Here is an 8,695-nt window from a genome sequence, read left to right as displayed (position 1 = left end):
CGGGGCAAGGGCGGCCGCGGCGGGGGACCCCCGCCGATATCCGCATACCAGAACGATATGTCGCCGTTGCGCTTGGCTTGCATGGGAGAATTTCCGGAGGGAGGGTGAAGGGATCAGGTGGGCGTCGTGTCTGCTGTGCTGTCGTCAGCCTGATCATTGCAGGCGCCGGCGAAAGCCGCTAGCCTTCGCCGGAGAGGTCCCGTCGCGCTTTGTCGAGTTCCTCGGCATAGCGCCGCATCAGATGGCTTTCGGTCAAAAGGCCAAGCACGACGCGATCGGCGAAATCCTCGACCACGGCCAGTTCCTCGGCACCGGCGCGCTGGAAGGTTTCGGCCGCCGTCTGGACGTTCATGGAAGGCACCAGCACGGCGTCCTTGAACCGGGCGAGAGCGCGCACCGGCGTCTCGCCATCCGAAACCTCGCTGTGCAGTTCCGCCACGATCAGCACGCCGACATAGTGCTGGCCGTCATCCACCGCGATGACGCGCTGCGCCGAGCCCAGCGGCACCGCCTTGCGGAAGGCGCCAAGTGTCGTCGCGGCATCGATGGTGCGAACATCCTTGCGCATCATCGAGCCGGCCGTGAGGCTGCGCATCCAGCCGACGTCGTGGGCGCTGCGGATGGTCTCGCCGCGCAGGTGGAAACGCCAGGTCGAGAACGAATAGCCGAAAGTCTCGCGCACCAGCATCGCCGCCATGAGCGAGGCCGCCAGCACAACGCCGGTGAGCGTCAGGTCGCGCGTCGATTCCAGCGCCAGGAAGGTCATCGTCAGCGGCGCGCCGACGACGCCGACGGCGAGCGAGGTCATGCCGACGACGGCGGCGACCGCCGGATCGATGCCGGTCGCCGGCGAGGCGAATGCCATCACGCCGGCGAAGACCTTGCCGAGCAGCGCGCCGAGGAACAGCGAGGCGAAGAACAGGCCGCCGCGAAACCCCGAGCCGAGCGAGATCGCCGAGGCCGCCAGCTTCAGCACGAAGACGCTGGCGACGACGCCAAGCCCATAGTTCATCGCGAACTCGCGATGCAGCGCGCCATGGCCGCTGGACAGCACCTGCGGCGTCACCAGCCCGAGCAGCCCGACAAGGATGCCGCCGATGAAGGGCCGCAGCGACGCATCGATCGACAGCCGGGCAAAGCCGTGCTCGATCAGGCTGACCAGATGCATGATGGCGATCGAGGCCGCACCGCCGAGCAGGCCGAGCAGCAGGAACGGAATGTACTGGCTGGCGGTCAGCGCCGGCAGGCCTGACAGTTCCAGCGGAAACGGCACGACGCCAAACACTTCCGCCGTCAGCGAGGCGCAGATGGCCGCCGTCATCACCGGCGCGACATTGGCGACCGAATAGATGCCGATGATCAGCTCGAAGCCGTAGAAGGCGCCGGTCAGCGGCGCGTCGAAGGCGGCGGCGATGGCGCCGGCTGCACCGCAGCCGACGAGGATGCGCACGTCGTTGCGGCGCAGCCTGAAGGCGCGCGCCAGCCGCGACGCCAGACCAGAGCCAACCTGCGTGTAGCCGGCCTCCAGCCCGACCGAGGCGCCGAAGCCGCTGGACAGCACCGTCTGGCCGACGATGATGAACGTGTCGGTGAGCGACATGCGCCCGCCATAGAGCGCGTTGGCCTCGATCGGGTCGACCGGGGTGCGGAATTTCCACTTCCTGAGCCAGATCACGGTCAGCCCAAGCAGGATGCCGCCGATCGCCGGGATCATCGCCTGCATCGGGCTTGCCAGCGAAAACATCGCCGACAGCCGGCCGCCCGGCTGCACGCCGTAAAGCAGCCAGTGCATGCCTTGCACCAGTTCGCTCATGCCGGTGACAAGCGCGCCCGACATCACCCCGACGACACCCGCAAGTACGACGATGACGATGCCGCGCGCCTCGAGCAGCGGGATCGATCGGATCAGCACCGCGCGCAGCCGGCGGGCATAGACTTGGCTGTGGTTTGTGGCAGTCATCGGAGCGGTTGGCCGATATCCGAAGGGAATGGAAAGCTGCCGGCCTGATACGCCCGGCGGCATTGCGTGGCAATTGCAATGCCGACTGCATGTGGCGCCATTTGGGCGCTGCGGCAATCGCGACGATATCGATGCAGGCTGCTCGATCAGGTCGGCCTGGCGTCGCCGGCTTCGTAGAGCACGAGGTTGCGGTCGCCGATGCCGAGCGCCGGCCAGCTCGCGCGCCAGTCGGCGATGTGGGGCGAGCGGAAATGCGCCTCGAGCGCGGCCCTGTCGCTCCATACCTCCGTGACGCGGATCAGCCCGCTGTCGAGGACATCCTGCGCGTAGGAATATTCGAGGCAGCCCGGCTCGGCGCGGCTCGCCGAAACCATCGTCTGCATGGCCGGCCTTGCCTCGTCCAGCCTGTGCGCCGGCAAGCGGATGGTGCCGATGATCACGAGCATGCCGGTCCCCTTCTGAAGGTTGCGCGCGGCTGAGGATGCCGCGCCCATCGGCAGTAGCCAGTCTCCCACCTTCGCGCAAGCTTGGCCGGTTAGGCTCGAAAGGCTGCCGCGCACTCGGCGGGCTGGAGACTTGAGGACGATATGGCGATCAGCGAAACAATCCCGGCAGGCCTGGCGGCCAAGAACGGCCGCGACGTCTTCTTCGCGCTGGGCATCGTCATCATTCTGGCCGTGCTGTTCCTGCCGATCCCGGCCTTCCTCATCGACATCGGCCTCGCCTTCTCGATCGCGCTGTCGGTGCTGATCCTGATGGTGGCGCTGTGGATCCAGCGGCCGCTCGACTTCTCCTCCTTCCCGACCGTGCTGCTGATCGCCACCATGCTCCGGCTGTCGCTCAACATCGCCACCACGCGTATGATCCTGTCGCACGGCAATGAGGGCACGCACGCGGCCGGCTATGTCATTTCGGGCTTCTCGAAGCTGGTGATGTCGAGTGACTTCGTCATCGGCCTGATCGTCTTCCTGATCCTGATCGTGGTGAATTTCATCGTCATCACCAAGGGCGCCACCCGTATCGCCGAGGTTGGCGCCCGCTTCACCCTCGACGCCATTCCCGGCAAGCAGATGTCGATCGACGCCGACCTCTCCGCCGGCATGATCGACGAGAAGACGGCGCAGTTGCGCCGCCGCGAGCTGGAAGAGGAATCCTCCTTCTTCGGCTCGATGGACGGCGCCTCGAAATTCGTGCGCGGCGACGCCATCGCCGGCCTCATCATCACCGCCATCAACATCGTCGGCGGCATCGCCATCGGCTACATCCGCCACGGCATGGGCATGGGCGAAGCCGCCGACGTGTTCATCAAGCTGTCGGTCGGCGATGGTCTCGTAACCCAGATTCCGGCGCTGATCGTCTCGCTCGCCGCCGGCATGCTGGTCTCCAAGGGCGGCACCCGCGGCTCGGCCAACCAGGCCGTGTTCGGCCAGCTTGGCGCTCACCCGCGCGCGCTCTATGTCGCCGCCTTCCTGCTGGTCATCCTCGGCCTCATGCCCGGCCTGCCGCTGTTCCCGTTCTTTGCCCTTGCCGGCGGCATGGCTGGTCTCGGCTACGTCATCCCGTTGCGCCACAACCGCGCCATGGCCGCCGCCGCGGCGCTGAAGGACGAGGAGAAGGCGAAAAAGGCCGAGGAGGAGAAGAACTCGGTCAAGGCCTCCCTTGCCACCGCCGAGATCGAGCTCTTGATCGGCAAGCAGCTGTCGACGCGCCTGCTGGTGTCGCATCAGGAGCTGGTCTTCCGCATGGCCAAGATGCGCAAGAAATTCGCCCAGCAATATGGCTTCGTCGTGCCCGAAGTGCGCGTCGCCGACGACTTCGCCATCCCGCCGAAGAGCTACCAGATCAAGGTCCACGGCACGGTCGTCGCCGAGTACCAGATGCGCGTCGGCGAGATCATGGTGCTGCTCGGCACCCGCGACGTGCCGGACCTGCCAGGCGAGGAGATCCGCGAGCCGGCTTTCGGCATGCGCGCCTTCTCGGTGCTGGAGACCTTCGCCGAGGACCTCAAGCGCGAGAGCTACACCTATGCCGACAACATGTCGGTGCTGCTCACCCATCTCTCCGAGGTGATCCGCAACAACCTGCCGCAGTTGCTCTCCTACAAGGACATGAAAGCGCTGCTCGAGAGGCAGGATCCGGAATACCGCAAGCTCGCCGACGAGATCTGCACCTCGCACATCTCCTATCCCGGCCTGCAGGCGGTGCTGAAGCTCCTGCTTGCCGAGCGCGTGTCGATCCGCAACCTGCACCTGATCATCGAGGCCATCGCCGAGATCGCGCCGCACGTGCGCCGCACCGAGCAGATCGTCGAGCACGTCCGCATCCGCATGGCGCAGCAGATCTGCGGCGATCTTTCCGAGGGTGGCATGCTCAAGGTGCTGCGCCTCGGCAACCGCTGGGACCTCGCCTTCCACCAGAGCCTCAAGCGCGACGCCAAGGGCGAGGTGCGCGAGTTCGACATCGACCCGCGCCAGCTCGAGGAATTCGGCCAGGATGCGACCAAGGCGATCCGCAAGCATCTCGAAGCCGGCGAGCGCTTTGTCCTCGTCACCGCGCCCGACGCGCGGCCCTATGTGCGCATGATCATCGAGCGCCTGTTCACCACGCTCCCCGTTCTCTCCCATGTCGAGATCGCCAAGGGCGTCGAGATCAAGGTGCTCGGGACGATCTCGTGAGCGCGCTCTCGCAAGGCGTCGTCATCGCCGCCTTCCTCGCCTTCTGCCGCATCGGCGCCTGCTTCATGCTGATGCCGGGCCTGTCGAGCGCCCGCGTGCCGATCCAGGTCCGGCTGTTCGTGTCGGTCGCCGCCACCGGCGGCCTGCTCGCCTTCCTCTGGGACCGCATCTACCCCTATGTCGATCCGCGTCCGCAGATCCTGGCGCCGATGATCGTCTCCGAGCTTTTGGTCGGCGGGCTGATCGGCGCCATGACAAGGCTCTACATGGAGGCGCTGCGCTTCATCGGCTCGGCCATCGCCATGCTGATCGGCTATGGCGGCTCGGGCGGGCCGGCGATCGAGGAGCCGGAACCGCAGGCGGCACTTGCCGCCATCATCTCGTTCTCGGCGCTGCTGCTGCTCTTCGTCTTCGATTTCGACCACGAGATCGTGCGCGCCCTGGTCGCCTCCTATGCGGTCGCGCCGGTCAATGTTTTCTTCAACCCGCAGGCAGCGCTCGTCGATGTCACCGACACGGTGTCGGACGCCTTCTTCCTGGTCATCCGCCTCGGCAGCCCCTTCGTCGCCTATGCCATCCTGGTCAACCTGACCATCGGCTTCGTCAACAAGCTGACGCCGCAGATCCCGGTCTATTTCATCTCGCTGCCCTTCGTCATCGCCGGCGGGCTGATCATCTTCTATTTCGCCATCGGCACCTTGCTGTCGCTGTTCGTCGATGGCTTTGTCGAACTGACGCTCGCCCGGTGAAGCGATGACCCCGCGCAAGGAGCGATTGCGGAAACTGGTCAAGGTGCAGGAGCAGCTGAAGGCTCTGCACGAGACGCGCCATGCGACATTCGTGGCGGCGGCGGGAACCGCCGAGGCCGAGGCAAGGGAACTGGTCGAGCATTTCGACGCGGACCAGTCGCTGGCCGGCCTGTTCCCCGACCTCTACCATCGCCGCATCGCCAATGCCCTGGTGCGCCAGGAGGCCAGCCTGGAAAGTGCCAGGCAGGAAGCGGGCCTCATCGCCACGGCGACTGCACGCACCAACATGGTCGAGCGCGCCTACAAGGACGTGCGCCGCCGCGACGAGCGCGAACGCTCCGACCGCGAGCGGCTTGATCTGATCGCCCAGAAACGGGAACAGGAATAGCGGTGGCTTCCGCCTTGGCGCTGGACGGCGCCCTGAGAAGCGTCAGCCGCCCGTCGCGGTGGCCTTGACCGGCCTGGCTGCACCGATCCGTTCCCAGCGCTTGCCATTGCCCTGCGCCTGCCGGGCGAAATAGCTGTATGGGGTGCTGGACCAGTCGCGGACGGAGTTGGTGAGATTGTCGAGCACCAGGTCGCCCTCGCTGGTGCGCACCGTCAGCACCGTATGCCCTTCGCCGTGATAGCTTGCCACGGTCAGCAGCAGCGCCGAAGCCGGCCAGCCGCGCTTCATCAGTTCGAGCTTCTTCAGGATCGCGATGTCCTCGCAATCGCCGGAGACGGTCGGCACGCGCCAGTCGTCTTCCTTGCCGACGGTGGCCTGGTCGCTGAGCTCTGTTATGCGCGAATTGACCGAGCGGTTCACCTGCTTCAATTCGGAACTCAGTCCCGGCTGCAGGACAACGACCTTCCTTCCCCCGGCGGTGCTGCACAGGCTGGGTTGGCGACTGCAGAACGAAAAGAAGGCAGGCGGCGCGAACGCCTTGCCGCTGGTTTCCATGATCGTCCCGGCCTGGGAAGCGAACGGGCAGGCAAGCGACAGCAAGAATGCGATCAGCGCGACATCGCGTTTCACGATCAACGTCTCCAGTGCGTGGATTTGAGGATGAGGGGAGCGGGTTAATGAGCGGTTTCTAAACTGCCCAATTTGGCCGTTAGCGAGGCAGCGCCGTTAACGTATTAATACTTCGAAAAATAAGACTTGAAGCCGTGTCGCGGCGTTGGCCGGCAGAGGGATTCTGGCCGAGCGCGTATCGGTCCGGCGCCGATCGCGTCGCCTCGCTCTCCGCAAGCCTGCCGCAAGCTTGTTGCGCCATTGTCCGTGCCACGAAAATCGGCAAGAGGCGGACTTTTTTGGCAATCTCTCCACCCAGCGACATCGTTCTGGACGTTGCCCGCGCCGCCGAGCCGACGGATGTCGAGGCCGCGCGGGCCGCACTGGCGAAACGCACCGGCGGCGCCTCCGACGCGTTTTCGGTCGCCACGACCGGCACCATGCTTTCCCGCGCCACGGCGGACAAGGCCGAGGCGGCAAATCCGGAGAAGAAGTTCCAGCGCTTCGAGGCGATGGTGCTGCAGACCTTCATCCAGAACATGATGCCCAAGGACACCGAGGGCGTTTACGGCAAGGGCCTCGCCGGCGACATGTGGAAATCGCAGATGGCCGAGCAGATGGCCAATGCGATGGCCGCGCGCGGCGGCATCGGCATCGCCAGATCGCTGCTTGCCGACCACTACAGGGACGGCAAGCGCACCGTGCCTGTCGGCCCGGTTTCGGGCGGGCCGGAAAAGACCGAGGTCGACCAGCAGACCCGGCTGTCGACCTCGATGGTGCAGGAGCTGCAGCGCCAGGCCGCGCGGTCGATGACCGGCGACGACACGACCATAGAAACCGAGACGAAAATTTAGGATCCTCATGGCCGACCAATCCGAACTCTCCAACCTGCCGGCGCGGACCTCGGAAGCGCCCGTCCAGTTCGCGCGACCTGGAAACCTCGCCGCCATCATCGGCCGCATCGAGGAAGCGGTCGACGAGGAGACGGCGGGCATCCGCGCCAGCACAGGTTACGACCTCAAGGCCTCCAACGCCCGCAAGAGCCGCTACCTCTATGAGCTGACCCGTGCCATGAAGGGCGCCAACGAGATCGAATTCCTGGAGCAGCATCGCGAGGGGCTGGCGCGGCTGCGCCAGAAGCTGGCCAAGAACGAGGCGGCGATCCTTGCCCATCTCAACGCCGTCAACGAGGTCGCCAATCTCTTGAAGAACGCCATCCAGCGCGCCGAGGCCGACGGCACCTATTCGGCCGGCGAATTCGGCTGGGCCCGGGCATGACTTCGGCCGCGAGGCCCATGCGGGGAAACGACCGGTGATCAAGTTTATCGCCGCCGCGATCTGGATCTGCGCAGCGACGCTCGGCGCCGTGTTCTATTCGTTCCAGGCGGCCGGCAAGGCCGGCGTCGGCGAGACGCCGAAGCCGATGCTGGGCGGCCTCGACTACGTCAAGACCGACATCATCTCGGTGCCGCTGATCCGCGACGGCAGGATCGACGGCTATTTTCTCACCAAGCTCGTCTACACGGTCGAGCCCGAGCAGATAAAGAAACTGTCGATCCCGGCGCAGGCGCTGATCACCGACCAGGTCTATTCCTATCTCTATTCCAACCCGCAGATCGATTTCACCAAGAAGGACACGATCGATCTCGATACTTTCCGCAAGGCGATCCACGACACCATCAACGCCCGCGTCGGGGTCGAGCTGGTGCACGACGTCCTGGTCGACCAGGTCAACTTCCTGTCCAAGGACGAGATCCGCGACAACGCGCTGCGCCGCCGCAAGAATGCCGGCGAGACCGCGCAAGCAATGACCAAGCCTTTCCAGGCGGAGCATTGATCGCTCGCCGAGGCACGGCGGCCTACAGGTCTGCCGAGGTGATGCGAGATGACGCATCGCCACCACGTTGACGTAAACGTCAATGCGAAGCTATATGCGTCAGCGACCGTGATCGCGACATGCGCCGGGCAAAGCGCCGCCGCGCATCAAACGCAACGAGATGAGGAGAACCGCCGTGAGCGTTCAGGAGATTGCCGACAGGATCAAGTCGCGCGTGGCAAGCGCGGGCTTCGAGCATTCGGTGAAGTTCGATACCGGCAGCGACGGCGTCATCGTCATCGACGGCGCCAGCGTTTCGACCACCGACGCGCCGACCGACTGCACCGTCAAGCTTTCGCTCGACGATCTGGATTCGCTGATCGCCGGCGACCTCAACCCGACCATGGCCTTCATGTCCGGCAAGATAAAGATCGAGGGCGACATGACCGTCGCCATGGCGCTCAGCCCGTTGCTCGGCTGACCTTCTCGAAAAACCAA

Annotated in this window: 10 protein-coding genes; 7 read left to right on the top strand and 3 right to left on the bottom strand. The window is 65.3% G+C overall.

Translation table 11 applies throughout. From position 1 onward, the window contains the following. Positions 1–178 precede the first annotated feature (178 nt). Entirely contained in the window at positions 179–1,960 is a 1,782-nt protein-coding gene (locus EN738_RS25350; RefSeq protein ID WP_127286097.1) for a chloride channel protein, read from the bottom strand. Positions 1,961–2,106: 146 nt separating this feature from the next. After that, positions 2,107–2,406, bottom strand: coding sequence for a putative quinol monooxygenase (locus EN738_RS25345; RefSeq protein WP_127286096.1), 300 nt, complete (start codon positions 2,404–2,406; stop codon positions 2,107–2,109). 141 nt (positions 2,407–2,547) lie between these two features. On the opposite strand from EN738_RS25345, the gene flhA reads away from it, so the two are divergent. The 3 genes from flhA to EN738_RS25330 are packed head-to-tail and all read left to right on the top strand — an operon-like array spanning position 2,548 to position 5,772. Continuing rightward, positions 2,548–4,635 (top strand): flagellar biosynthesis protein FlhA, encoded by a 2,088-nt coding sequence (flhA, locus tag EN738_RS25340; RefSeq protein ID WP_127286095.1) that lies wholly within the window; start codon positions 2,548–2,550, stop codon positions 4,633–4,635. Next, on the top strand, positions 4,632–5,384 hold the full coding sequence (gene fliR / locus EN738_RS25335; RefSeq protein WP_127286094.1) for a flagellar biosynthetic protein FliR: 753 nt from the start codon (positions 4,632–4,634) through the stop codon (positions 5,382–5,384). Before flhA ends, fliR begins: the two co-directional genes overlap by 4 nt. Before the next feature lie 4 nt (positions 5,385–5,388). After that, positions 5,389–5,772 carry a hypothetical protein gene (locus tag EN738_RS25330; protein ID WP_127286093.1) on the top strand — a complete coding sequence of 128 codons (384 nt, stop codon included), beginning with the start codon at positions 5,389–5,391 and terminating at the stop codon, positions 5,770–5,772. A 42-nt stretch (positions 5,773–5,814) separates the two neighbouring features. Here the strand turns inward: EN738_RS25330 and EN738_RS25325 are convergent, their stop codons facing one another. Then, complete coding sequence (locus EN738_RS25325) at positions 5,815–6,402, bottom strand: transglutaminase-like cysteine peptidase (RefSeq protein WP_127286092.1); 588 nt, start codon at positions 6,400–6,402, stop codon at positions 5,815–5,817. Between the two features lie 278 nt (positions 6,403–6,680). Here EN738_RS25325 and EN738_RS25320 point away from each other — a divergent pair, with 278 nt between their 5' ends. The 4 genes from EN738_RS25320 (at position 6,681) to EN738_RS25305 (ending at position 8,678) form a co-directional block, all read left to right on the top strand. Then, entirely contained in the window at positions 6,681–7,235 is a 555-nt protein-coding gene (locus EN738_RS25320) for a rod-binding protein (protein WP_245494668.1), read from the top strand. Between the two features lie 7 nt (positions 7,236–7,242). Continuing rightward, the gene (locus EN738_RS25315; RefSeq protein ID WP_127286091.1) at positions 7,243–7,659 is read left to right on the top strand and encodes a hypothetical protein; all 417 of its coding nucleotides are present in this window, start codon (positions 7,243–7,245) and stop codon (positions 7,657–7,659) included. 34 nt (positions 7,660–7,693) lie between these two features. Continuing rightward, positions 7,694–8,218 carry a hypothetical protein gene (locus EN738_RS25310; RefSeq protein ID WP_127286090.1) on the top strand — a complete coding sequence of 175 codons (525 nt, stop codon included), beginning with the start codon at positions 7,694–7,696 and terminating at the stop codon, positions 8,216–8,218. Positions 8,219–8,393: 175 nt separating this feature from the next. After that, on the top strand, positions 8,394–8,678 hold the full coding sequence (locus EN738_RS25305; protein WP_127286089.1) for an SCP2 sterol-binding domain-containing protein: 285 nt from the start codon (positions 8,394–8,396) through the stop codon (positions 8,676–8,678). Positions 8,679–8,695 lie beyond the last annotated feature (17 nt).

Source organism: Mesorhizobium sp. M4B.F.Ca.ET.017.02.2.1 (assembly GCF_003998955.1).
Taxonomy (GTDB): domain Bacteria; phylum Pseudomonadota; class Alphaproteobacteria; order Rhizobiales; family Rhizobiaceae; genus Mesorhizobium; species Mesorhizobium abyssinicae.
The sequence above is the reverse complement of the archived record's forward strand: the minus strand, read 5'-3'. Positions and strand labels throughout refer to the sequence as shown.

Coding starts and splice junctions, on each gene's coding strand:
- flhA (WP_127286095.1), top strand. CDS start 2,548: ATGGCGATCAGCGAAACAATCCCGGCAGGCCTGGCGGCCAAGAACGGC.
- EN738_RS25345 (WP_127286096.1), bottom strand. CDS start 2,406: ATGCTCGTGATCATCGGCACCATCCGCTTGCCGGCGCACAGGCTGGAC.
- EN738_RS25350 (WP_127286097.1), bottom strand. CDS start 1,960: ATGACTGCCACAAACCACAGCCAAGTCTATGCCCGCCGGCTGCGCGCG.
- EN738_RS25315 (WP_127286091.1), top strand. CDS start 7,243: ATGGCCGACCAATCCGAACTCTCCAACCTGCCGGCGCGGACCTCGGAA.
- EN738_RS25330 (WP_127286093.1), top strand. CDS start 5,389: ATGACCCCGCGCAAGGAGCGATTGCGGAAACTGGTCAAGGTGCAGGAG.